Source organism: Pseudomonas lurida (genome assembly GCF_002563895.1).
Lineage (GTDB): Bacteria > Pseudomonadota > Gammaproteobacteria > Pseudomonadales > Pseudomonadaceae > Aquipseudomonas > Aquipseudomonas lurida.
In genome coordinates this window covers 5,547,824-5,571,521 of the sequence record NZ_PDJB01000001.1, presented here as the reverse complement: position 1 = coordinate 5,571,521, position 23,698 = coordinate 5,547,824, and the positions used below count along the sequence as shown (strand labels likewise).

Annotated in this window: 24 protein-coding genes; 9 read left to right on the top strand and 15 right to left on the bottom strand. The window is 61.1% G+C overall.

What is annotated here, in order from left to right:
* Positions 1–30: 30 nt before the first annotated feature.
* From dxs to ycaC, 6 genes are all read right to left on the bottom strand, one after another.
* Positions 31–1,929: a 1-deoxy-D-xylulose-5-phosphate synthase gene (gene dxs, locus ATH90_RS25370; protein WP_069078359.1), complete on the bottom strand. Its 1,899-nt coding sequence runs from the start codon at positions 1,927–1,929 to the stop codon at positions 31–33.
* Between the two features lie 110 nt (positions 1,930–2,039).
* Positions 2,040–2,927, bottom strand: coding sequence for a (2E,6E)-farnesyl diphosphate synthase (gene ispA, locus ATH90_RS25365; protein WP_034109489.1), 888 nt, complete (start codon positions 2,925–2,927; stop codon positions 2,040–2,042).
* Positions 2,924–3,166: an exodeoxyribonuclease VII small subunit gene (locus ATH90_RS25360; protein WP_003176346.1), complete on the bottom strand. Its 243-nt coding sequence runs from the start codon at positions 3,164–3,166 to the stop codon at positions 2,924–2,926. Before ATH90_RS25360 ends, ispA begins: the two co-directional genes overlap by 4 nt.
* A 125-nt stretch (positions 3,167–3,291) precedes the next feature.
* Positions 3,292–3,669 (bottom strand): MerR family transcriptional regulator, encoded by a 378-nt coding sequence (locus tag ATH90_RS25355; RefSeq protein ID WP_080758327.1) that lies wholly within the window; start codon positions 3,667–3,669, stop codon positions 3,292–3,294.
* On the bottom strand, positions 3,608–4,252 hold the full coding sequence (locus tag ATH90_RS25350) for an NAD(P)H-dependent oxidoreductase (protein WP_034109487.1): 645 nt from the start codon (positions 4,250–4,252) through the stop codon (positions 3,608–3,610). Before ATH90_RS25350 ends, ATH90_RS25355 begins: the two co-directional genes overlap by 62 nt.
* Positions 4,253–4,779: 527 nt before the next feature.
* Positions 4,780–5,412 carry an isochorismate family cysteine hydrolase YcaC gene (gene ycaC, locus ATH90_RS25340; RefSeq protein ID WP_049711340.1) on the bottom strand — a complete coding sequence of 211 codons (633 nt, stop codon included), beginning with the start codon at positions 5,410–5,412 and terminating at the stop codon, positions 4,780–4,782.
* A 370-nt stretch (positions 5,413–5,782) separates the two neighbouring features.
* Here ycaC and ATH90_RS25335 point away from each other — a divergent pair, with 370 nt between their 5' ends.
* The 8 genes from ATH90_RS25335 to ATH90_RS25300 all read left to right on the top strand — a co-directional run bounded on the left by ATH90_RS25335 (position 5,783) and on the right by ATH90_RS25300 (position 11,808).
* Positions 5,783–6,364 (top strand): YjfI family protein, encoded by a 582-nt coding sequence (locus tag ATH90_RS25335; RefSeq protein WP_034109484.1) that lies wholly within the window; start codon positions 5,783–5,785, stop codon positions 6,362–6,364.
* A gap of 17 nt (positions 6,365–6,381) precedes the next feature.
* Positions 6,382–7,080 carry a PspA/IM30 family protein gene (locus ATH90_RS25330; protein ID WP_034109482.1) on the top strand — a complete coding sequence of 233 codons (699 nt, stop codon included), beginning with the start codon at positions 6,382–6,384 and terminating at the stop codon, positions 7,078–7,080.
* A 56-nt stretch (positions 7,081–7,136) separates the two neighbouring features.
* The gene (locus tag ATH90_RS25325) at positions 7,137–7,697 is read left to right on the top strand and encodes a rhomboid family intramembrane serine protease (RefSeq protein ID WP_098467438.1); all 561 of its coding nucleotides are present in this window, start codon (positions 7,137–7,139) and stop codon (positions 7,695–7,697) included.
* Positions 7,698–7,769: 72 nt separating this feature from the next.
* Positions 7,770–8,804: an ion channel gene (locus ATH90_RS25320; RefSeq protein ID WP_098467437.1), complete on the top strand. Its 1,035-nt coding sequence runs from the start codon at positions 7,770–7,772 to the stop codon at positions 8,802–8,804.
* Entirely contained in the window at positions 8,791–9,465 is a 675-nt protein-coding gene (locus ATH90_RS25315; protein ID WP_098467436.1) for a DUF2491 family protein, read from the top strand. Before ATH90_RS25320 ends, ATH90_RS25315 begins: the two co-directional genes overlap by 14 nt.
* Positions 9,466–9,480: 15 nt before the next feature.
* Positions 9,481–9,909, top strand: a complete 429-nt coding sequence (locus tag ATH90_RS25310; RefSeq protein WP_034109476.1) for a DUF350 domain-containing protein — start codon at positions 9,481–9,483, stop codon at positions 9,907–9,909.
* Positions 9,910–9,927: 18 nt separating this feature from the next.
* The gene (locus ATH90_RS25305; protein ID WP_034109475.1) at positions 9,928–10,638 is read left to right on the top strand and encodes a DUF1190 domain-containing protein; all 711 of its coding nucleotides are present in this window, start codon (positions 9,928–9,930) and stop codon (positions 10,636–10,638) included.
* A gap of 12 nt (positions 10,639–10,650) precedes the next feature.
* Positions 10,651–11,808, top strand: a complete 1,158-nt coding sequence (locus tag ATH90_RS25300) for a glutathionylspermidine synthase family protein (RefSeq protein WP_098467435.1) — start codon at positions 10,651–10,653, stop codon at positions 11,806–11,808.
* A 322-nt stretch (positions 11,809–12,130) separates the two neighbouring features.
* Here ATH90_RS25300 and ATH90_RS25290 read toward each other — a convergent pair whose 3' ends face one another.
* The 9 genes from ATH90_RS25290 to exaC all read right to left on the bottom strand — a co-directional run bounded on the left by ATH90_RS25290 (position 12,131) and on the right by exaC (position 21,495).
* Positions 12,131–12,907, bottom strand: a complete 777-nt coding sequence (locus ATH90_RS25290; RefSeq protein ID WP_069078364.1) for a LexA family transcriptional regulator — start codon at positions 12,905–12,907, stop codon at positions 12,131–12,133.
* 213 nt (positions 12,908–13,120) lie between these two features.
* Entirely contained in the window at positions 13,121–13,648 is a 528-nt protein-coding gene (ppa, locus tag ATH90_RS25285; RefSeq protein WP_098467434.1) for an inorganic diphosphatase, read from the bottom strand.
* A gap of 109 nt (positions 13,649–13,757) precedes the next feature.
* Positions 13,758–14,573, bottom strand: coding sequence for a M90 family metallopeptidase (locus ATH90_RS25280; protein ID WP_098467433.1), 816 nt, complete (start codon positions 14,571–14,573; stop codon positions 13,758–13,760).
* Positions 14,574–14,579: 6 nt separating this feature from the next.
* The gene (locus ATH90_RS25275) at positions 14,580–15,236 is read right to left on the bottom strand and encodes a DedA family protein (RefSeq protein ID WP_034109466.1); all 657 of its coding nucleotides are present in this window, start codon (positions 15,234–15,236) and stop codon (positions 14,580–14,582) included.
* Positions 15,237–15,557: 321 nt separating this feature from the next.
* Positions 15,558–16,016: a GNAT family N-acetyltransferase gene (locus tag ATH90_RS25270; protein WP_017528964.1), complete on the bottom strand. Its 459-nt coding sequence runs from the start codon at positions 16,014–16,016 to the stop codon at positions 15,558–15,560.
* A gap of 91 nt (positions 16,017–16,107) precedes the next feature.
* Positions 16,108–16,941 (bottom strand): ethanolamine ammonia-lyase subunit EutC, encoded by an 834-nt coding sequence (gene eutC / locus ATH90_RS25265; RefSeq protein WP_034109464.1) that lies wholly within the window; start codon positions 16,939–16,941, stop codon positions 16,108–16,110.
* Positions 16,938–18,332 (bottom strand): ethanolamine ammonia-lyase subunit EutB, encoded by a 1,395-nt coding sequence (locus ATH90_RS25260; RefSeq protein WP_098467432.1) that lies wholly within the window; start codon positions 18,330–18,332, stop codon positions 16,938–16,940. Before ATH90_RS25260 ends, eutC begins: the two co-directional genes overlap by 4 nt.
* Positions 18,333–18,384: 52 nt before the next feature.
* Positions 18,385–19,818: an ethanolamine permease gene (gene eat / locus ATH90_RS25255; RefSeq protein ID WP_069078367.1), complete on the bottom strand. Its 1,434-nt coding sequence runs from the start codon at positions 19,816–19,818 to the stop codon at positions 18,385–18,387.
* A 156-nt stretch (positions 19,819–19,974) separates the two neighbouring features.
* On the bottom strand, positions 19,975–21,495 hold the full coding sequence (exaC, locus tag ATH90_RS25250) for an acetaldehyde dehydrogenase ExaC (RefSeq protein WP_034109459.1): 1,521 nt from the start codon (positions 21,493–21,495) through the stop codon (positions 19,975–19,977).
* A gap of 273 nt (positions 21,496–21,768) precedes the next feature.
* On the opposite strand from exaC, the gene ATH90_RS25245 reads away from it, so the two are divergent.
* A complete protein-coding gene (locus tag ATH90_RS25245; protein WP_098467431.1) occupies positions 21,769–23,688 on the top strand; it encodes a sigma-54-dependent Fis family transcriptional regulator in 1,920 nt (639 codons plus the stop codon).
* The last annotated feature ends 10 nt before the right edge of the window (positions 23,689–23,698 follow it).

Sequence of the window (23,698 nt, the reverse complement as noted above, 5' to 3'; positions counted from 1 at the left end):
GTGAGTCCCTGTTTTTACCGGGACATTGGATTACAGATTCAGGAGTGCCATGCGCTCGCGCACCGACGCCTCGATGCCGGCCTCATCCAACCCGCACTCTGCCAGCATCTGCGCCGGCTTGGCGTGTTCGACGTACACATCTGGCAAGCCCAGGTGCAGCACTGACTTGAGGATATTTTCCCGCGCGAGGAATTCGCTGACCGCCGCACCGGCGCCACCCATGATGGCGTTTTCTTCGACGGTCACCAGCAGCTCATGGCTGCCGGCGATCTCGCGCACCAGCGCTTCATCCAGGGGTTTGACGAAGCGCATGTCGACCACGGTAGCGTCGATCTTCTCGGCAACCTTCAGCGCTTCGGCCAACTGCACGCCAAACACCAGGAAGGCCGTCTTGCTGCCTTGGCGACGCACGATGCCCTTGCCGATCTCGATAGGCTCCAGGTCCTTTTCGATCACCGCATTCGGGCCATTGCCGCGCGGGTAACGCACGGCAGCCGGGCCGTTGTACAAGTGGCCGGTGCTGAGCATCTTGCGCAGTTCGTTTTCGTCGCTCGGTGTCATGACCAGCATGCCAGGGATGCAGCGCAGGTAGGACAGGTCAAAGCTGCCGGCGTGGGTCGGGCCGTCTTCGCCCACCAGGCCCGCGCGGTCGATGGCGAACAGCACGTCGAGGTTTTGCACCGCCACGTCATGCACCAACTGGTCATAACCGCGTTGCAGGAATGTCGAGTAGATCGCTACCACCGGCTTGGCGCCCTCACAGGCCATACCTGCCGCGAAGGTCACCGCGTGCTGCTCGGCAATCGCCACATCGAAGTAGCGCAGCGGGAAACGCTCGCTGAACGCCACCAGGTCGGAGCCTTCCTTCATCGCCGGGGTAATGCCCACCAGGCGCGGGTCGGCAGCGGCCATGTCACACAGCCATTCACCGAACACACCGGAATACTTCGGCCCGCTGGCCTTTTTCGGCGCGGCGGCGGGAGCATCCAGGGGTTCGAGCTTGGTGATCGCGTGGTAACCGATCGGGTCGACTTCCGCCGGGGCGAAGCCTTTGCCTTTCTTGGTGACGATATGCAGGAACTGCGGGCCCTTGAGGTCGCGCATGTTGCGCAGCGTGGCGATCAGGGTGGGCAGGTCGTGGCCGTCGATCGGGCCGATGTAGTTCCAGCCCAACTCTTCGAACAGGGTGCCAGGGACCAGCATGCCCTTGGCGTACTCTTCGGTACGCCGGGCAATTTCCCACGCGCCAGGCAGGCGCGAGAGCACCTTCTTGCTGCCTTCGCGCATGCTGGCGTAGGTGCGACTGGAGAGAATCTTGGCCAGGTAATTGGACAGGCCACCGACATTGCGCGAGATCGACATGTCGTTGTCGTTGAGGATCACCAACATGTTGGCGTCCACTTCCGGCGCATGGTTGAGTGCTTCGAAGGCCATGCCCGCGGTCAGCGCGCCATCACCAATCACTGCAATCGCCTTGCGATCGCTGTTTTGCAGGCGGGCGGCAATTGCCATGCCCAGCGCTGCACTGATGGAGGTGCTGGAGTGGCCGACGCCAAAGGTGTCGTATTCGCTCTCGGAGCGCCGTGGGAAGGCGGCAACGCCGTCCTTCTGGCGCAGGGTGCCCATGCGCTCGCGGCGGCCCGTGAGGATCTTGTGCGGGTACGCCTGATGGCCTACGTCCCACACCAACCGGTCGTCCGGGGTGTCGAACACGTAGTGCAGGGCGATGGTCAGCTCGATGACACCCAAGCCGGCACCAAAATGCCCACCGGTCTGGCCGACCGTGTAGAGCAATTCCAGGCGCAACTCATCGGCCAGGGTTTCCAGCTCGGCTTCACCCAGTCGACGCAGGCCGGCCGGCGTGACGGCACGGTCAAGCAGGGGCGTGGACGGGCGCTTGCGGGGAATCTCTTGGAACGTCGTGGGCATCAGGCGAATCGTTATAGGTATAGAAGAGGCGGCAGTTTACCTCAAGCATCGCAAACTGCCCACGCAGAGCGCCGAAGTTGGCCGATATGCGGCTGCAAAGGCCGCGGTTATCAGTGCCGGCGTTCGACGATATAGCGCGCCAGGTCACGCAGTGGCTCGGCCGCCGCGTCGAAAGGTCGCAGGGCGTCCAGGGCCTGGTCACGCAGCTCCAGGGCATAGGCCTTGGCCGCTGCAAGACCGAGCAGCGCCGGATAAGTCGGCTTGTCCCGTGCGATATCAGCGCCTTGGCGTTTGCCCAGGGTCGCGGTGTCACTCTCGACGTCGAGAATGTCGTCCTGCACCTGGAACGCCAGGCCGATGGCCCGGGAATAGGTCTGCAAGGCGGCCAAATGCGCGGCTTCGGCGCGCCCGCTCGCCAGCGCGCCCAAGTGCACGGCGGCTTCGATCAGCGCGCCGGTCTTGTGGCGGTGCATGTGTTCGAGGGCCTGCTGGTCCAGCTTGAGGCTGACCGAGCCCATGTCGATTGCCTGCCCGCCGACCATGCCGGCCGGGCCAGCGGCGTGGGCCAATGCGGTGACCATGCGCAGGCGAACCTCGGCATTCACGCTGCTGAGTGCCGGGTCCAGCAGCGCGCTGAACGCCAGGCTCTGCAGGCCGTCGCCGGCCAGGATCGCATAGGCTTCATCGAAGGCTTTGTGGGTGGTCGGTTGGCCACGACGCAGATCGTCGTCGTCCATCGCCGGCAAGTCGTCGTGCACCAGGGAGTAGGCGTGAATCAACTCGACCGCGCAGGCCGCGCCATTGGCCTGCTCGGCCGGCGCGCCCAAGGCCTCGCAGGCGGCGTAGGCCAGCAACGGGCGCACACGCTTGCCGCCATTCATCACGCTATAGCGCATGGCCTCATAAAGGCGCTTCATTTCCGGGCTTGGCGCAACAAACAAGGGTTCCAACGCCGCATTGACCCGGGCTTGGCTACTGGCCTGATACGCGTCGATCATTCGGGCTGTTCCGCATCGAAAGGCTCTTCGGCCAACTCCCCGTCACGTTCCAGCAGCACCTGCACCTTCTGCTCCGCCTGCGCGAGCGCGCTCTGGCAGTCACGGGTCAGGCCGATGCCTTGCTCAAACGCTGTCAACGAGTCTTCCAGCGACAACTCGCCGTTCTCCAGACGCTCGACCAAGGTTTGCAGGTCGGCGAGGGATTGTTCGAAATCGAGTGCAACTTTTTTGCGGGCCATGGCGGCTATTCCGGTAGACGGTAAACCGGCGCGACACTAGCAGACATGGGGATTCTGGGCAAATGAGTGGGGGAGGGTGTTCAGGCTTGTGAGCCGAAAAGCCATTTTATTCGGCTCACCGCCGGTCAGGATCTTTGCGCCATTGACGAGCACTGCCCCTGCGCTGCTTTCAACTGTTCTTCAAAGGCCTGCAACCCCACGTGCATTTCCTGCAACACGGCAATTTTCAGCGCCAGCTCCTGTTTTTTTTCAGCGATGGCCTGATCTGCTCGGTCCCAAGGTAATGCACCGCCGTGATGGCCTCGAAGGATTTCCTGCAATTCCTTGAGCTTGAACCCCAACTGCTGAGCGCACTTGATAAACATCAGCCACTCAACGCTTTGCTCCGAATAGACCCGATACTGGCCTCGGCGCTGCGGTTCTGGCAGCAGCCCGATCGCCTCATAGTGACGAATCGCCTTGATGGTTGTGCCTGACAATTGCGCGGCTTTGCCGATGTACATGAAAACTCCCTTTCTCTATTAACGCGCCGGCTTGTTTCAGCCACTTGTCCCGCTGTGTCGCAGTAGAGCCCAGCACCGGCCCGAACAGCAACGTCTTGAGCGTTTTTACCCCACACAACTCCAGCGTGGTCTTGCGCATCTGATGGAGGCCCGGCATGCGGTAGAACCAGCGGTAATACCATGGCGGCGTGTCCAGGGTCACTAACAGGTGCGCGGTGCGGCCTGAGAGCAGTTTGTCAGGGAAAGCCTTGCCGTCCCGGTATTTGAAGGCAAAGCCGGGCAGGAAAACGCGGTCGATAAACCCTTTCATCACCGCGGGAATGCCGCCCCACCAGATTGGGAACACAAACGTCAGATGGGTGGCCCAAAGAATGTCGGATTGCGCGCTGAGCAAGTCGGGTTCCAGCGGTTGGATCTGGCTGTAGCCGTGGTGCAGGACGGGGTCGAAAGCCAGGTCGCCCAAGCGCAGCACGCGCACTTCATGGCCGGCGTTTTTGGCGGCGTGGGTGTAGGTGTCGGCCAGGGCTGAACAGAAGCTGGAGGTAGAGGGATGACCGAGGATAACCAGGGTGCGCGGCGGCATGAGTGTGGTCCTGAACAGGGCGTTCCAGGGTAAGGGTTACCGTATAGGGGAGAGTCAAGCGCGTGGTTCGCAATGCGCCGATTTGTCATTGCCAGCAGGACATTTCGTTAACCCGTGGAAGGCTCTTCTGAGGCGCTTTTCATGAAGGGGTTCTCACCGTGCAATCTCAAGTACATGCGTGCTTTTGCCGAGGCGTGGCCAGGCTCGGAATGTGTGCAAGAGGTGCTTGCACAGTTGCCTGGGTGTCACCAACTGGCGCCGCTGGACAAACGCCCCAGCCCCGAAACGCTAAAAGCCCAAGAGCAAGAACGAAGTCGTCGCCGAATATGCGCTGCTTGACTACAACCGATCGATTGGCGTGGCGGACTATCAGTGAGTCGAGTCGTTGCCCACAGAACGGCAAACCCACTTGCCAGGCATCGAGCAGATTGAACGTGAACGGGCAGACTAAGTCTGGAGAGTCACGCAACTCTGCTAACCAAAAAAGCCTGCTGTTTAAGGCAGGCTTAGTGGGTGCAGCGGTGGAGTCAGTCCTTGCGCGCCGTCAGCGCCGAGTAGCCGTTCATCAAGTTGCGATAGTTGGGAATGCGCTGGGACAACAGGTTTCCCAAGCCTTCGATATCGTTGCGCCAGTCGCGATGCAGCTCACAGGCCACCGAGAACCAATTCATCATCTGCGCCCCGGCCTGCGTCATCCGGCTCCACGCTGCCTGCTGCACCGTGGTGTTGAAGGTGCCCGATGCATCGGTCACCACAAACACATCAAACCCTTCCGCCAGCGCCGACAAGGTCGGGAACGCTACGCACACATCCGTGACCACACCGGCAATGATGATCTGCTTACGACCGGTGGCCTTGATCGCCTTGACGAAGTCTTCGTTGTCCCAGGCATTGATCTGGCCAGGGCGAGCGATGTACGGCGCGTCCGGGAACATCTCCTTCAACTCCGGTACCAGTGGGCCGTTGGGGCCTTGCTCGAAGCTGGTGGTGAGGATGGTCGGCAGGTTGAAGAACTTGGCCAGGTCGGCGAGGGCCAGCACGTTGTTCTTGAACTCGTTGGGCGAGAAGTCCTGCACCAGGGAGATAAGGCCGGTCTGGTGGTCGACCAGCAGGACTACGGCGTCGTCTTTGTTCAAGCGGTTGTAGGTTGGAGTGCTCATGGTTGAATCCTTTTTTGTTTAGGTTGGTTGGGCGTTGCGTTCAACATGGGCACAGATTAATGGGTGGGCTGCGGGGGATAAATCGGCTGGGATAGGTAATACCGTCAACTCAGAAGAGACAATTCCTGGTTAGGCAAGCGGACCGGTCTTTTTCGTGGCAGGAAAATGTAAGGAAAAAAATCTCACGCGTGAGCTATTGAGCCTGGCGAAAATAGCCTGTAGATTTTCTCACGCGTGAGTTTTTCACAGCGAGGTCAGTACCATGAACAGCAGCTCTCCATCGAGCCCGTCCGCAGGGCCCGGTACCGATTCCGCAAGCCTTCAGGGAGAGCGCTTGAAGCCGTCCGCGAAAAAGCCATCGAGCTTTTACATGAAGCAGATGCGCGCGGGCCTGGCTGCCGCCGGTTATGTGAAACACGAGACTTGGGTGCTTCCCGAAAACCGAAGCCTGCTCAAGCAGATGGAGAAACAGCTTCGCCAGCCGATTCTGGCTGGTTCATTCATGTCGGAGAATTTCATGAGCGCAGGTACCAACTGGAATATCGATCGCCTCTTCACGGCGCTTCAGGCCCTGGACGAAGTGGTCTCCAACGACATTACGCTTTCCCTGGTTCAAGGCTCCGAGTCCAGCATCAAGCTGGAAATGAACGACTTCGGTGGCTTGCCGATTTACATCGCGGTGGTGGGCGAGCAGATCATCGTCGACACCGTGCTGGTCGACGTCGAGTCCATCAACGATGTCGAAAAATTCAATGACGCGGTACTGCGCAGCCGGGAGATGTTCCCGCTGTCCTCCATCGGCATCGAGTCCATGCCTAACGGGCAGGTTGTCTACAACATGTTCGGCGCGTTGAGCTCCGACTCCAGCCTGACCAACATCGTGACCGAGGTGAAAACCCTCGTCGACAACGTGCAACGCGCCAGCGAAGCCTTTGAACGTTTCTTCAATTAAGCATTCGGGAGTATCCAATGACTCAATCCATCTGGAGCAAACTGTTCACCGCGCTACGTGGCGGTGCCAGCGAAGTCGGCGAATCGATCGTCGACCAACAAGCCCTGCGCATCCTCGACCAGGAAATTCGTGATGCGGACACCGCGCTGGCCAACGCCAAGCGTGAGCTGGTCAGCATCATGGCCAAGCACAAACTGGCTACTGATCGCGTCAGCGAGTACGACGCCAAGATCAAGGACCTGGAGTCCAAGGCGATGGCTGCCCTGCAGGCCAATCGTGAAGACCTCGCCCTGGAAGTCGCCGAAGCGATTTCGACCCTGACCAGCGAGCGGGACACCGAGCACAAGCAGGCCACCGAGTTCGGCGGCTACGCGGACAGCATGCGCAAGGACATCACCAAGGCCGAAAGCCGGATCAAGAGCCTGCGCCAGCAAGTGGACATGGCCAAGGCGCGCGAAAGCGTACAGAAGGCCCAGGTCAGCGCCTCTATCGCCAGCGGTGGTGCCAACGGCAAGCTGGAAACCGCCGTCGGTACGCTGAACCGCCTGCAGGCCAAGCAGCAGCAACGCGCCGCTGAACTGCAAGCCCAGGATGAACTGGTCGAGGCGTCGACGGGAACTGACCTGGAACGCAAGCTGCGCGAAGCCGGCATCACGCCGAACGAAGGCAGCGCCAATGCGATTCTGGAACGCTTGAAGCAAAAGTCGGCCGAGTAAGCATCGGCGGCGCAGGAAGGGCAGTACCTGCCCTTCTTTTTTACCTCGAGGTCAGGATGGACGCCCTGAAGGGTTTCAAGACAATCGCAGGCCTGGCGCTGTTCATGGTCGCGCTGCACGTGCTCAACGTAGCGACCGGTTACAGCCTCGTGGCGTTCGGCCTGGTTCCGAGAACGCTGCAGGGGCTGTTCGGCATCCTCACCTCACCGTTTTTACATACGTCGTTTGCCCATCTCAGCGCGAACCTGGTTGCCTTCCTGATACTGGGCACCCTGGTCATGATCGAAGGGCTCAATCGGTTCGTGACCGTCAGCTCGATCATCATCCTGCTGGGCGGCTCGTTGGTCTGGCTGTTCGGTTTTTCGGGCGTGCACGTGGGTGCCAGCGGTTGGGTCTTTGGGTTATGGGCGTACCTGTTGTCCCGCGCCTGGTTCCACAGGAGCTGGAGCAACCTGATAACGGCCGGTGTCGTGGCGGTACTGTATGGCGGACTGGTCCTTGGCTTCCTGCCTCGCCAAGGCGTTTCCTTCGAAGGGCATCTGTTTGGTGCGTTCGCCGGATTTATTGCAGCCAAGGTACTTCTCTCCACACCACGCAACGGGTTTAATGCCGGCTGAGCGCACTTGAGCATCCAGATGTCGAGGCCAAGACGTCATCAGGAATCAAGTACCCAGGGAGCCAGGGACGAAATGTCGATTTTTCTTCTGTTGCGCATGTACGCGTCCTCCCTGTTTCACCGCTTCGGTTGGGCAGGCCTGGTCATCGCCTTGGGTGTACACCTGAGCACGGCTTACCTGGGCCTGGTGTACCTGGGCGAGCAGCACCTCACCGCTCCCGCCACGTTTGTTTACTTCTATCTCACCACCACGCTGACTGTCGGCTATGGCGATCTTGCGCCGCAGACCTCGGCAGGCAGAGTGTTCGTGGCCACGTGGGTCATGCTCGGGGGCATCGCGCTGCTGACTGCAGCCATCGGCAAAACCACCAGCAGTGTCATCGATGCATGGAGAAAAGGCATGAAGGGCAAAGGCGATTTCACCGGCAAGGTCGGCCATACCGTGCTCATTGGCTGGGAAGGTGCATCCAGTGAGCGGGTCATTGAGTTGTTGCTGCAGGACGAAACCTCGAACGACAACCTGATCGTCATCTGCGATTGCACCCTCGACGAAAACCCGATGCCGGGCAAGGCGGCGTTCATCCGCGGTGAAAGCCTGTCCTCCACCGCGTTCTTACGGCGTGCAGGTGTGCCCGGTGCCGAGCGTGTGCTGGTGCGAACCCCGTCTGATGACCTGACGCTGGCCACCGTGCTGGCGGTGAACCAGTTGAACCCGATCGGGCATGTGGTCGCCCACTTCAATGAAAGCGAAATTGCCGCACTCGCCAGCTCCTATGCACCCAGCCTGGAGTGCACCTCAAGCATGGCCATCGAGATGCTGGTGCGCGCCTCTCAGGACCCGGGCTCGTCGGTGGTCATAAATGAGCTGCTGTGCGTGGGGCAGGGCGCCACCCAATACCTGATGCGATTGCCCGAGGCCTTTGAAGCCACCTTCGGCGACCTGTACACCCGAATGAAAGAACACCACAACGCCACCCTCATCGGCTATCGCGCCAAAGGCGCCCAGCAACCGTCGATCAACCCGCCCAGCGCCACGCGCGTTGAAGGCGGCGAGCTCTTCTACATTGCCTCCACCCGCCTCAAGGAAATCTCCAATGGGATGGTTTAAACAGTTGATGGGGCTTGAGGCCCCGAACGCGAACCCACAATCGAACCGCACCGCCGGCGAACCCCTGCCGACCACCGGGCCGCTGGGCCTGGCACCGGGCAAAGGCGTGATGTTCGACACCACCCTGAAACTGCTGCTCGACGGGCAAACCTCGGTGGTGATCCCCGGCTCGCAGGAGATCTGGAGTAACGGCACCGTCGACCTCGGGCAGTCGACCTGGCTGTCGCGCTATTACATGAACGACGAAGATTACTGGTTGCAGGTGCACACCACGGGCGACATCGTCGGGCAGGTCGAGTCAGTGATCCTGTTCAACTACCTGAGTTACGTCACTATCAGCAGCGAAGCGGAGCTGCGCCGGCTGGCGGGGCCACAAAGCCTGATCGGCTTGCCGACCTACACCCACGATGGCGTCGAATACGCGCGCGTGTGGGGAAGCGAGGCTGGCCAGACCGAATTGGTGGCGATGAGCGAGCGTGTGGTCAACCCCGAGGACGCCTACACCGTCGAGCACCGTTCGATGCTGTACGCCCGCGACACCGGCCTGACCGATCGCCGGGAGTTCCTGCTGTTTTCCGTCGAGGAAGACGCGGAAGGCACCATCAGCCTGAGCACATCGCTGGGCATTTCGCTGTACACAACCGACTTGAACGCGCTCTAAAAAAGGAAGAAACACATGCTAGAAGCTCTCTCCATCTCCCTGAACAAAGCGGCCGTGTTCGGGTTTGTCACGTATATCCTCGGGGCGGCGGTGCTGTTCGCGCTGTTCCAGTTCATCTACACCCGCATCACCCCGCACAAGGAGTTCGAGCTGATCCGCGCGGGCAACGTCTCCGCGGCCGTCGCCCTGGGCGGCGCGATCGTGGGCTTCGCCATTCCGGCCAGCAACGTGATTGCCTACTCGATCAGCATCCTCGACTTCGTTGTCTGGGCGGTGATCGCCGCCGTCGTCCAACTGTTGGCGTTCCTGCTGACCAGCCTGGTGCTCAAAGGCACGTCCGAGCGCATCAAGAACGGCGAACTCGCAGCCGGCATCTACGTGGCCGCCGTGGCCATCAGCGTCGGCATGTTGAATGCCGCGTGCATGACGCCTACCCAGAACTGATCGCGCACGGAGCTCCCGATGAAACGAAGCAAGTACGTCCAGCTGTCGCTGGCGGCGTCGGTCGCCATGGCGATTTCCGGCTGCGGCCCGACGGAAAAAACCTACGATCTGCAGAAGAAGTACAACTTTCAGTCTGTTCAGCAGTGCGCCGATGAAAAACTGCCGGTGGACGTCTGCTCGGACGCCTACATGACGGCCATGGCCGAACATCGCCGCATTGCACCGGTGTACGACAGCCAGGCCGATTGCGATGCCGATTTCGTCGCCGACTGGTGCCAGCAGGACTCCACCGGCAAGTTCATCCCCCGGCTGGGTGGTTTCGAACTGACCGCCGAAGGCCAGGTGACACAGTCCCAGGTCGACGCTGCCAACGCTCAGGCTGGGAACGCTCAGGCAAGTGGCGGCTCAGGCTTCTCCACCAGCAGCCTGCTGACCGGCCTGCTGATCGGCAACATGCTGAGCAACAATCGCAACAGCTACCGCTCAGAGCCGGTGTATCGCTACCGCGATGATCGCGGCAATTACGGCTCCTCGACGCTCAACCAGCGCGTCTCGAATGGCGCCACGTTTGGCCGTTCGAACCAGGCCCGCTACGGCAGCAGCAATTACACCAACACGCTGCGCACCCCCAGCAAGTCGAGCTCCGTGGCGTCGGCGACCTCCCGTGGCGGTTTCGGCAGCAAGGCCAGCGCACGCAGTGGCTGGGGCGGCGGCGGGTCGAGCAGTTAAGGAAGGCGGGCCATGAAGAAGATCCACTGCGCAGAACGTCATGACTGGAAACAGACCGCCGACAGCCTCGGCTTTCTGTTCCACACCATCGACAACGAACCCTACTGGGACGAAAGCGCGTACTACCAATTCTCGCTCAAGCAAATCGAGCACGACCTCGAAGACCCGACCACCGAGATCCATGACATGTGCATGGACCTCGTCGCCCGCGTGGTCCACAGCGAAGAACTGCTCGACCGCCTGAGCATTCCCGCGTCCTTCTACGACATGATCCGCACCTCATGGCTAGAAGGCCACCCGCACCTGTACGGGCGCATGGACTTCTCCTACAACGGCACCGGCCCCGCCAAGTTGCTCGAACTCAACTACGACACCCCCACCAGCCTCTACGAGGCCGCGGCATTTCAATGGGGCTGGCTGGAGCAATGCATCGAACGCGGCCTGCTGCCCAAGCACGCCGACCAGTTCAACAGCATCGACACCAAACTGCACCAGGCCTTCGCCCAACTGCAGGTCAACCAGCCGTTCTACTTCGCCTCCATGAAAGACTCAGTCGAAGACAAAGGCACCACCGACTACCTGCGCCTTGTCGCGGAAAAAGTCGGCATCGAATCGCGCCACATCGACATCGAAGACATCGGCCTCACCGCCGAAGGCCGCTTCGTCGACCTCGAAGATCGCTGGATCCCCCACCTGTTCAAACTGCACGCCTGGGAATTCATCTTCCACGAACCCTTCGGCACCGCGATTGCCGAGAGTGACACCCAGTTTTTCGAGCCTGCGTGGAAATCCATCATTTCCAATAAAGGCATCCTGCCGCTGCTGTGGGAATTCAACAAAGGTCACCCGAATTTGCTCGCGTCCCACTTGGATACCGACCCGGGCAAAGCCGTGCCGAAGGGCTGGGTGCGCAAGCCGTTCTTCTCGCGGGAAGGGGCCAACATCGAGTTGCAAACGGCTGATGGGGTGATTGTGAAGGAGGACGGCCCTTACACGGATGCGCCCTTTATCCTCCAGGAGTTCGCGCCGCTGCCAAGGTTTGGGGACAGCTATACGTTGATTGGGTCCTGGGTGATTGGGGACCAGGCGGCGGGGATTGGGGTGCGAGAAGACAACAGTTTGATTACCAAGGATTCGAGCCGGTTTTTGCCGCATTTGATATTGGATTGAGTTGCGCGGGTTAGGGATTTGGACTTCGTTGGCGCAAGCGTGTGACTGGGCTGTGGATCGGTACTGCTCGGAGGTGGGCGGGGCAGTAACGGATCTGCCGAGACTTTTCCCATAGGCATTAAAAAGCCGGCTTGTGGCCGGCTTCTCGGGGACTGCTTCAGCTTGTTTTTGACAAGCCTCACCAGCCTTCAAATCGCTCAGCCCACATTGCGTCGGGCTGAATAGTCGGGGCATCCGCGGGAACTCCTCCGCTTCGCCGAGCAGGGTGGATAGCCTTCGCCACCCCCTGCCAAATGTGCGGCGCATGATACCCACATTCACTTCAAATGCCCACCTCCGGATCCGATTTAGAGCCTTCCCAGCCCAACAGGTGCTCATCCAACGGAACCGGTGGGCGGCGGTTGTTGAGGGTGGACCACCAGAACACCCACCCCACGATCTGGAAGTTCTGCTCGAACCGCTGCTCGTACGTCAGGTACTCGTCGGGATGTTCGCCGGCGTTGTGGCTGCGCATCCGTAAGCCACCCCCGGGCCTGTTGTAGAGGTATTTGATGCGCAGCATCCCGTCGTGCTCCACCGCGTAGATCTCGCCGTCGATGATTTGGGTGCGGCCTCGGTCGATGGCGAGGGTGGCGCCTTGTTGGATGATGTCGATCATGCTGTTGTCGACCATGTAGGCGCCCAGGGCGCGGTCGGGGTTGACGTTGAGGGTCTGGAGGGTGTGCAGGGAGACGCGGATGCGTTCGGTGGAGGTGAATGAGGGGTGGAGGTCGATCTCCACGTCGATTTTTTCCGGAGGGCAGGCGGGGCCTGTGAGGTATTTGCCGCTGCCTTCGCGGGTGGTGGGCAGTCCTTTTCGGGTGCTGGGGCCTTCCAGTTGGAAGTTGGCCGGTGGGTGTTTGGGGCCTTCGCCAGTGCGCAGCCAACGACTGGAAATGCACAGCAGTTCTGCGATCTCGTTGAGTCGGCCCATGGGGACGCCGCGCTTGAACCAGTTGTTCACATGTTGAGGCGTGACGCCGCGGTTCTTGGCGAAATCGGAGGCGGAAAGATGAACTTCCCGTAGTAGCGCTTTTAAACGATCACCTGATGTATTCATAAACGCAGAGTTTACTGGCCGGAAAAACAGATCAAATAAACCATGCGTTGAGTGGCGCGCGTAGGGCGTTGCTTAGTTGTAGCCTGATACTTCGGATTGTGATCGAAGTTAAACGTTGTTTATAAAGCCTTGAACTTCGGGTTTAGTTTTTCCCACAAAAAAAGCCCCGAATGATCGGGGCTTTTTTATTGCCGAGGCAATGAGGAGCAGGTATCAGCCTTTGTAGGCTGCGAACGACTTCAGGATCTCGGCGCGGGCGGCGTCTGCGTTGCCCCAACCGTCGATCTTCACCCATTTGCCTTTTTCGAGGTCTTTGTAGTTCTCGAAGAAGTGCTTGATCTGTTCCAGCAGCAGTGGCGGCAGGTCGGTGTATTCCTTCACGTCCACGTACAGCTGGGACAGCTTGTCGTGTGGAACCGCGATGACTTTGGCGTCGCCGCCGCCGTCATCGGTCATGTTCAGGATGCCGACCGGGCGTGCGCGGATAACCGAGCCTGGGGTCACCGGGTAAGGGGTTACGACCAGCACGTCGAGGGGGTCACCGTCGTCAGCCAGGGTGTTAGGGATGAAACCGTAGTTGGCCGGGTAGAACATCGGGGTGGCCATGAAACGGTCAACGAACAGGCAGTCGCTGTCTTTGTCGATTTCGTATTTGATCGGCGCGTGGTTGGCCGGAATCTCGATGGCGACGTAGATGTCGTTCGGCAGGTCTTTGCCAGCCGGAATCTTGCTGTAGCTCATTGGGCGTTGCCCCCGTTAATTGGCCAAGAAACTTGGCCGGATTGGCCTAAAAGTGGCGGCGATTATAGGCATATTCCGCCGCGGATGCCATGCGCCAGACGTCGTACGGTCATTCGCCCTGCGGCTGATAACGCGGGTCGCCGGCTTGCAGTTGAGTGAGGCGGGCCAGGGGGTCCTGGCGATAAAAGCGGCTCAGCTGGGCGTACACCTGTGGATAACGATTGACCAGTAAATCCGGGGCGCTGAAAAAATATTCGCTGGTGACGGCAAAGAATTCCGCCGGGTTTTCGGCGGCGTAGGGGTCGATCCCGGTGTCCGCGTCCGGGTCGGCGTCCAACTGGCGGTTGAGGTCGTCGTAGGCGCTTTGCATCACGCTGGCCCATTCCTGCACGCGCATGTCGTTGTGCAGGGGCGGCAGGCCATTGGCGTCGCCGTTGAGCATGTCGAGCTTGTGCGCCAGTTCGTGGATGACCAAGTTGTAGCCTTCCCAGTTGCCGCTGGCGAGCACGCCGGGCCAGGCGAGGATGACCGGGCCTTGTTGCCAGGCTTCGCCGCTGTGTTCGCCGTCCCACTCGTGTTCGATGCCGCTGCTGTCGCGATGACGCTGGGGGCTGACGAAGTCGTCGGGGTACAGCACGATTTCGTGGAAGCCCTGGTACCAGTCGAGGTCGCCGAGGTTCATCAGTGGCAGTTGCGCCTGGGCGGCGAGGAGCAGGCGTTGTTCCTGGTGCAGGTCGACGCCGGGCAGGGCGGTCAGGTGTTTTTCGGCGAGGAACACCACGCAGGCTTCGCGCAGCCACTGGTCCTGCTCGGCGCTGATGCCGTCGAGGAAGGTCAGGTGGTGGCGCACCCGTTGCCAAGTGTCATCGGCAATCGGGTGCTTGGCCAGCAAGCGCCGGCGACGCCAGGCGCTGAGGGACCACATCGCCGCTTACTGCGACTTGGCTTCGGAGGACGCGCGGCCAAAACGGCTGCGGAACACGCCAATGATCATCGGCACCAGCGACAGCAGGATGATGAACACCACCAGCAGCGACAGGTTTTTCTTGATGAACGGCACGTTGCCAAAGAAGTAGCCCAGGGTCACCAGGCCGCCAACCCAGAGGATGGTGCCCAGCACACTGAAACCGAAGAACCGCGGGTAGGGCATTTTCGCGATGCCGGCGACGAACGGTGCGAAGGTGCGCAGGATCGGCAGGAAGCGCGCCAGGGTCACGGTTTTGCCGCCGTGCTTGTCGTAGAAGTCGTGGGTTTTTTGCAGGTAGTCGCGACGGAAGATCTTCGAATTCGGGTTGTTGAACAAGCGTTCGCCCACCGTTCGCCCGATCACGTAGTTGGTGCTGTCGCCGAGGATAGCCGCCAGCATCAGCAGGCCGCCCAGCAGTACCGGGTCCATGCCGCCGCCTGCCGCAACGGCGCCGGCGATAAACAGCAACGAATCACCTGGCAGGAATGGCATGACCACCAGGCCGGTTTCGCAAAAAATGACCAGAAACAGAATGGCGTAGATCCACGGACCGTAATTGGTTACCAGCAGGTCGAGGTAGACGTCGAGATGCAGGATAAGGTCGAGCGGGTTGAAATCCATGGATGGCACCTGTGTGAACGGCCCGGCTCAGCAGGCCTGTGCGGAAGCTCGGGTAATAAGGCTACAAGTGTATGCCGCATTTCTTACAACCCTGAAAGGTCCGCATTATACGGATTGAGCCGTGAAAAGCGTGTGGGTTTTGTAGCGAAGGATGTCGCGTAAACGTTGGGCCAGGGTCTGGATATTATCGAATGTCCAATGGTGGGCGCTGGCTTGCCTGCCATGCAGGCACCTCGGTGTGTCCGTAAGGCCGAGGTGATGCTATCGCAGGCAAGCCAGCGCCCACATAAGCCGATTCTCCGATTGGATAGGGGCGTGGGGTCAGTCTTCGCTGATCGGCAAGGTGTAGTTCTTGAACTCGGTGTCCTCGCGAAACCCGATCGACTCATAGGTTTTCTGCGCGACTTCGTTGTCACTGCTGGTCGACACCCGCAGCCGCACGGCGTGGGTTTCCTTGGCCATCTTCTTCGCCGTGCGCATCAGGTTGTCCGCCACCAGCTGCCGGCGGGCATCTTCAGCCACGTAGATGTCATTGAGGATCCACACCCGCTTGAGCGATAACGACGAAAAACTCGGGTACAGCTGGCAAAAACCGAGCAATTTCTTGTCGTCATCGTCGGCCAGGGCCAGGTAAATCACCGACTCCTTGCGGCGCAGGCGTTTTTCCAGGAAGGCCCGCGATGAATCCGGGAACGGCAAGGCGCCATAGAACTCACGGTATTTGACGAAGAGTGGGGTCAACAGGTCCAGGTGTTCCAGGGTCGCTTGAGTAATCCGCATGCCAGGCCTCAACTTCCAATGGGGGATGACCACACACGCGGCCGTGACTCGATGCTGCCTAATGGCGCGAAAAAGCGCAATCGGGCAGCGATCAGTCATCCGGTGAGCTGAGCAGGAAATTGCCTTTCATCAGGTCCGGATCATCGGATTCGAGGGTCTGGACCTGCGCCTCGTCCTTGAGGTTGACCCCCGACAGCTGCCGGCGACACGCCTCTCGCATCAAGTAAAGCAGGCGGTGGGCCGCCATGCCGTAGCTCAGGCCTTCCAGGCGTACGTTGGAGATGCAATTGCGATAGGCGTCGGTGAGGCCGACCTTGGGGTTGTAGGTGAAATACAGGCCCAGGCTGTCCGGTGAGCTGAGGCCGGGCCGTTCGCCGATCAGGATCACCACCATTTTGGCGCCGAGCAGTTGCCCGATTTCATCCGCCACCGCCACGCGGCCTTGTTCCACCAGAATCACCGGCGACAGGGACCACCCTTCGGCGTGAGTTTGTTCTTCCATGCGCGCCAGGAACGGCAAGGTGTGTTTATGCACGGCCAGCGCCGACAAGCCATCGGCCACCACCACCGCCAAGTCCACGCCACCGGGATTGGCCGAGGCGTATTCACGCAACGCCTGGGCCGACTCATCGCTGAGTCGCCGCCCCAGGTCCGGACGTTGCAGGTAGCTGTGCCGGTCGGTGGCGGCACTGTGCAGCAACAGGCTGTCGCGGCCGCGTTCGGCCAACTGGCGACTGAGGCCCGCGTGGTCGAAGGGCAAATGCACCGCGTCACGCGCCTGGGCGTGGGCGAACTGGAAATCCAGCTGTGCGCTGGTGGGGATGCTGGTGCCGGTGCGGCCCAGGGCAATGCGCGCCGGGGTCAGGCGGCGCAGTTCCAACCACGGGTTGTCAGGCAGGTCGAGTTGCACGGGCGGCTCCTTCATCCCAATTGCGCCAAGGCTTGGCGAAACGCCGGTGGCAGGCTGTTGCCGAAGTGCACCTTGCCGTCGGCTTGCGTGAAGATGCCCATCTTGGCCAGCCACTGTTCAAACTCCGGCGCCGGTTTCAACCCCAATGTCTGGCGGGCGTACAGCGCGTCGTGGAACGAGGTGGTCTGGTAGTTGAGCATGATGTCGTCGGAACCCGGGATGCCCATGATGAAGTTGATCCCGGCCACGCCCAGCAGGGTCAGCAGGGTGTCCATGTCGTCCTGGTCGGCTTCGGCGTGGTTGGTGTAGCAGATGTCGCAACCCATCGGCACGCCGAGCAGCTTGCCGCAGAAGTGGTCTTCGAGGCCGGCGCGGATGATCTGCTTGCCGTTGTACAGGTACTCGGGGCCGATAAAGCCGACCACCGTGTTCACCAGGAACGGCTTGAAGTGCCGGGCCACTGCATAGGCGCGGGTTTCGCAGGTTTGCTGGTCAACGCCGAAATGCGCGTTGGCCGACAAGGCGCTGCCCTGGCCGGTCTCGAAATACATCAGGTTCTGGCCCAGCGTGCCGCGATTGAGGCTCAGGCCCGCTTCGTAGCCTTCTTGCAGCACGCTCAGGCTGATGCCGAAACTGGCGTTGGCGGCCTCGGTACCGGCAATCGACTGGAACACCAGGTCCAGCGGCACACCACGGTTGATAGCCTCGATGGAGGTGGTGACGTGGGTGAGTACGCAGGCCTGGGTCGGGATCTCATAGCGCTGGATGATCGCGTCGAGCATCTCCAGCATGGCGCAGATCGAGGCGATGCTGTCGGTGGCCGGGTTGATGCCGATCATGGCGTCGCCATTGCCGTACAGCAGGCCATCGAGAATGCTCGCGGCAATGCCGGCCGGTTCGTCTGTCGGGTGGTTGGGCTGCAGCCGCGTGGACAAACGCCCGCGCAGGCCCATGGTGCCGCGAAACTGCGTGACCACGCGGATCTTCTGCGCCACCAGCACCAGGTCTTGTACACGCATGATCTTGGACACGGCGGCGGCCATTTCCGGTGTCAGCCCTGGCGCGAGGGCGCGTAGGGAATGTTCGTCGGCCGCGTCGCTGAGCAGCCAGTCGCGCAGGCCTCCGACCGTGAGGTGGCTGACTGTGGCGAACGCCTGCTTGTCGTGGGTGTCGATGATCAGCCGGGTGACTTCATCGCTTTCATACGGGATCAGCACTTCTTGCAGGAAGTGTTTCAACGGGACATTGGCCAACGCCATCTGCGCGGCCACCCGCTCACCGTCGTTCTGTGCGGCGACGCCGGCGAGAAAGTCACCGGAGCGCGCGGGGCTGGCCTTGGCCATCACGTCCTTGAGGCTGTCGAAGCGATAGGTTTGAGCACCCACCGCGTGGGAAAAACTTGCCATACAGTGTCTCCTTGACGACGCGGGCTGTTGCCCGCGTCGAGGTTTACGGCAGTTAGTGCAAGGCGGCCTCTGCGGCCTGGATCGCCGCGAATTCCTCTTCGGGCGTGCCCGCTACCAAGTGATGCCGGCTGTAGAAAGCAAAGTAAGCAATTAATACTCCATAGATGATCGCGGCGCCAATCACCACCCGTGGATCCACCAGAAAGCCCGCCACCACGGCCACGCAGGCCAGCACCAGCGCAACGCCTGAGGTGAAGATGCCACCCGGCGTGCGGTACGGACGGTCCATTTTGGGGCGACGGATGCGCAGGGTGATGTGCGCGGCCATCATCAGCACGTAGGAAATGGTCGCGCCAAACACCGCCACCAGGATCAGCAGGTCACCCTGGCCGGTCAGCGACAGGCCAAAACCGATGACGCCGGGGATGACCAGTGCCAATACAGGCGCCTTGCTTTTGTTGGTCTCGGACAGTTTGCGCGGCAGGTAACCGGCGCGGGACAGGGCGAAGATCTGCCGCGAATAGGCATAGATGATCGAGAAAAAGCTCGCGATCAGCCCGGCCAGGCCGACCAGGTTGACGAAGCTACCCATCCAGGTCGAGCCGCCGTAAGACAAGGCCAGCGCTTCCACCAGCGGGTTGCCGGATTTGATCAGCGCGTAAGTGCCGGCGCCGCCCGGCGCGATCACCAGGATCAGCAGGGCAAAACTGGTCAGCACCACAATGGCGCCGATCAGGCCGCGCGGCAGGTCGCGTTTGGGGTTTTTGGTTTCTTCGGCGGCCAGGGGCACGCCCTCTACGGCGAGGAAGAACCAGATGGCATACGGAATCGCCGCCCACACACCCACGTAGCCGAACGGCAGGAAGGTACTGGCGCCCTTGGCCTCGGTCACTGGAATGTCCAGCAGGTTGGCGACATTGAAGTGCGGCACCATGGAGACCAGGAACACGGCGAGGGCAATCGCGGCCACGGCGGTGATCACGAACATCAATTTCAAGGCCTCACCCACGCCAAAGATGTGGATGCCGATAAAGATGATGTAGAACGCCAGGTAAATCATCCAGCCGCCAATACCGAACAGCGACTCGCAATAGGCGCCGATAAACACCGCGATGGCGGCGGGGGCGATGGCGTATTCGATCAGGATGGCGGTGCCGGTGAGGAACCCGCCCCAGGGGCCGAAGGCGCTGCGGGCAAAACCGTAGCCACCGCCAGCGGTGGGGATCATGGACGACAGTTCGGCCAGGGAAAAACACATGCACAGGTACATGGTGGCCATCAGCAAAGTGGCGAGGAACATCCCGCCCCAGCCACCTTGGGCCAGGCCGAAGTTCCAGCCGGCGTAGTCGCCGGAAATCACGTAGGCAACGCCGAGGCCGACCAGCAGCACCCAGCCGGCAGCGCCTTTTTTCAGTTCGCGTTGTTGGAAGTACTGGGAGTCGACTTTTTCAAAGTCGACCGATGAACTTGTAGGTTCGCTAGGCATGGGGAAGTACCTTCCGTTCTTATTGTTTTAACTCGGCCTCTTTGTGCCGGATGAGGTAGCAGTGACTTGCGAAGTTCAAATGTGGGAGCAGGCAAGCCGGCTCCCACATTTGATTGCATTTCAAGTTGAGAGCGGGTCGCCTGCTGTAAGGCTAAGTTAGAAGAACCCGAGTGGATTAATGTCGTAGCTCACCAGCAAGTTCTTGGTCTGCTGGTAGTGATCCAGCATCATCTTGTGCGTCTCACGCCCCACGCCGGACTTCTTGTAGCCGCCGAACGCGGCATGCGCCGGGTACAGGTGGTAGCAGTTGGTCCACACGCGGCCCGCCTTGATTGCCCGGCCCATGCGGTAGGCGCGGTTGATGTCGCGGGTCCACACCCCGGCGCCCAGGCCGAACTCGGTGTCGTTGGCAATCGCCAGGGCTTCGGCTTCGTCCTTGAAGGTGGTGATGCTCACCACTGGGCCGAAGATTTCTTCCTGGAACACGCGCATTTCATTGGTGCCCTTGAGTAGGGTCGGCTGGATGTAATAGCCGCCGGCCATATCGCCAGTGAGCTTCTCGACCTTGCCGCCGGTCAGCAGTTGCGCGCCTTCGCCCTTGGCGATTTCCAGGTAGGACAGGATCTTGTCGAACTGCTGCTCGGACGCCTGGGCGCCGACCATGGTGTCGGTGTCGAGCGGGTCGCCACGTTTGATCGACTCGATCTTCTTCATCACCACTTTCATGAAGTCGTCGTAGATCGACTCTTCCACCAGTGCGCGAGAAGGGCAGGTGCACACTTCACCCTGGTTGAAGAACGCCAGCACCAGGCCTTCGGCAGCCTTTTCGATGAACGAAGGCTCGGCTTTCATGATGTCGGCGAAGAAGATGTTCGGCGACTTGCCGCCCAGCTCCACCGTAGACGGAATAATGTTCTCGGCCGCTGCATGCATGATGTGCGAGCCCACGGGCGTCGAGCCGGTGAAGGCAATCTTGGCGATGCGTTTGCTGGTGGCCAGGGCTTCGCCGGCTTCTTTGCCGAAACCGTGCACCACGTTCAGCACGCCCGGTGGCAGCAGGTCGCCGATCACTTCCAGCAACACGTTGATGCCCAGCGGGGTTTGCTCGGCAGGCTTGAGCACCACGCAGTTACCGGCGGCCAGGGCTGGGGCAAGCTTCCATGCCGCCATCAGCAGCGGGAAGTTCCACGGGATGATCTGGCCGACCACGCCCAGTGGCTCATGGAAGTGATACGACGCGGTGTGTTCGTTGATTTCGGCGCTGGTGCCTTCCTGGGCGCGAATGCAGCCGGCGAAGTAGCGGAAGTGGTCGGCTGCCAGCGGGATGTCGGCGTTGAGGGTCTCACGCACGGCCTTGCCGTTATCCCAGGTTTCGGTGATGGCCAGCAGTTCGAGGTTCTGTTCGATGCGGTCGGCGATTTTCAGCAGGACCAGCGAACGGTCCTGGGCCGAGGTCTTGCCCCAGGCGTCAGCGGCGGCATGGGCGGCGTCCAGTGCTTTGTCGATGTCTTTGGCGGTGGAGCGTGGGAATTCGGCGATGGGCTTGCCGTTGACCGGCGAGGTGTTGGTGAAATAGTTGCCATCGACCGGCGCAACGAACTCGCCGCCGATGTAGTTGCCGTACTTGGCCTTGAACGAAACGATAGCGCCTTCAGTACCGGGGTGTGCGTAACGCATGGTGGGTATCTCCTGGCTTTTATGTTTATTGGGAGCGCAGCGCAGCAAGCGCTTGATAAAGCGTAGAGCAAAGGTTGGGCCACCGCTTTGTGGGCCAGGAAAATCAAGGGGTTGGGCTTTGTTGCAAGGCGTTGCTGTAGCAGCGTTGGTACAGGTGGTGTGACAGTTTGTGCCAGGAACGGTACAGCCTGTGACCGGTGGGTCGCACCGGGATTGCATTGCCTGGATGGCTGGGGGATGCTGGGCGTTCTCACGCAGGGAGAATAATAAGAAATGCACAACGATCATTTCAGTCGCCATGCCCAGCAGGTGCTCACGGTCACACGCGGCCAAGAGCTGGCTCACGGGCCCGCTAGCGATCCGTCCATCGCCCGCTCCTGGCTGCGTTGCCTGGAGGACTACCACCTCGACCCTGCGCAAACCATCGCCCCCACGGTGCTTGAGCACGACCGCCTGCTGGAAAGCCGCGAGCGCCTGCAACAAGTGCTGCGCATTGCCGGCAGCGAGATGAACAGCCTGCATCAGCAACTCTCCGGCGCCGGCCACGCCGTGCTGCTCACCGATGCGCGGGGCGTGATCCTCAACTGTGTCACGGCGCCGTCCGAGCGCAAGATCTTCGAGCGCGCCGGACTGTGGCTGGGCGCGGATTGGAGCGAAGCCTGCGAAGGCACCAATGGCATTGGCACCTGCCTGGTGGAGCGCCAATCCCTGACCATTCATCGTGATGAACACTTTCGCGGCCGGCATACCGGGCTGACCTGTTCGGCGAGCCCGGTGTTCGACCCCCACGGCGACCTGCTGGCCGTGCTTGACGTGTCCTCGGCGCGGGAAGCGGTGTCGCGCCAGAGCCAGTTCCACACCATGGCGTTGGTGAACCTGTCGGCAAAGATGATCGAGAGCTGCTACTTCCTGCGCCACTTTGAACACCACTGGTTGCTGCGTTTTCACCTGCAGGCGGAATCGGTGGGGCTGTTCAGCGAAGGGTTGCTGGCATTCGACGGCGAAGGGCGCATCTGTGCGGTGAACCAGAGCGCGCTGAACCTGTTGGGTCAATTACGTGGCGGCTTGTTGGGCCAGCCGGTGGAGGCTTTTTTCGAATGCTCCCTGGATCAGTTGCTCGGACGCGCCAGCGCCAACGCCACCGCCAGCTGGCCGTTGCGTACCCGTGATGGTCGGCATTTGTTCGCGGCGCTGCGCGGCCAAGCGCGCAGCGTTCCCGCCGCGATCGCCAAGCCTGCCGTGGCGCAGCGCCCGCGCCTGCCCGGCATTTGCCTGGGTGACCCGGCGCTGCAACAGGACTTCAGCAAGGCGTTGCGGGTATTCGAGCGCGATGTGCCGTTGTTGATCAATGGCGAAACCGGCTCCGGCAAAGAGGCCTTCGCCAAGGCGGTGCACCTGGCCAGCCTGCGGGCCGACAAGGCATTTGTTGCGCTCAACTGCGCCGCCATCCCGGAAAGCCTGATCGAGAGCGAGCTGTTCGGCTATCGCGGCGGCAGCTTTACCGGTGCGCGCAAAGAGGGCATGCAAGGCAAGTTGCAGCAAGCCGATGGCGGCACCCTGTTCCTCGATGAAATCGGTGATATGCCCCTGGCGCTGCAAACGCGTCTATTAAGGGTGCTGGAGGATCGGCTGGTGGTGCCGCTCGGCGGTGAACCCCAGGCGGTGAATGTACGTATTGTCAGCGCAACCCACCGGAATTTGCTTGAGCGCGTGCAGGACGGTAGCTTTCGCGAGGACTTGTACTACCGGCTCAATGGCTTGGAAGTCGGCTTGCCACCGTTGCGCGAGCGCAGTGATAAATCCCAGTTGCTGGATTTCCTGCTGGCCCAGGAGGCCAATGGCGAGACGGTAGCGCTCGACCCGGCGGCGCGCATGGCGCTGTTGGCATTTGCCTGGCCGGGTAACGTCCGCCAACTGCGCACGGTGCTGCGGACCTTGGTGGCGCTGTGTGACGAAGGGCGTGTCAGCCTTGATGACCTGCCTGCGCAGATTCGCCAGGCCCGCCCCGTGGTCGTCGCGCCGGCCACGCCGCAGGAGTCGCCGCTGGAAGACGCCGAGCGCCTGGCATTGCTCACGGCGCTGCAGCAACAGCGCTGGCACATGACGCACACGGCCGAGCAACTGGGCGTCAGCCGCAACACCCTGTATAGAAAGCTGCGCAGGCACGGTATCGCACGTCACGCCCTCAGCTAAAAGGTGCGAT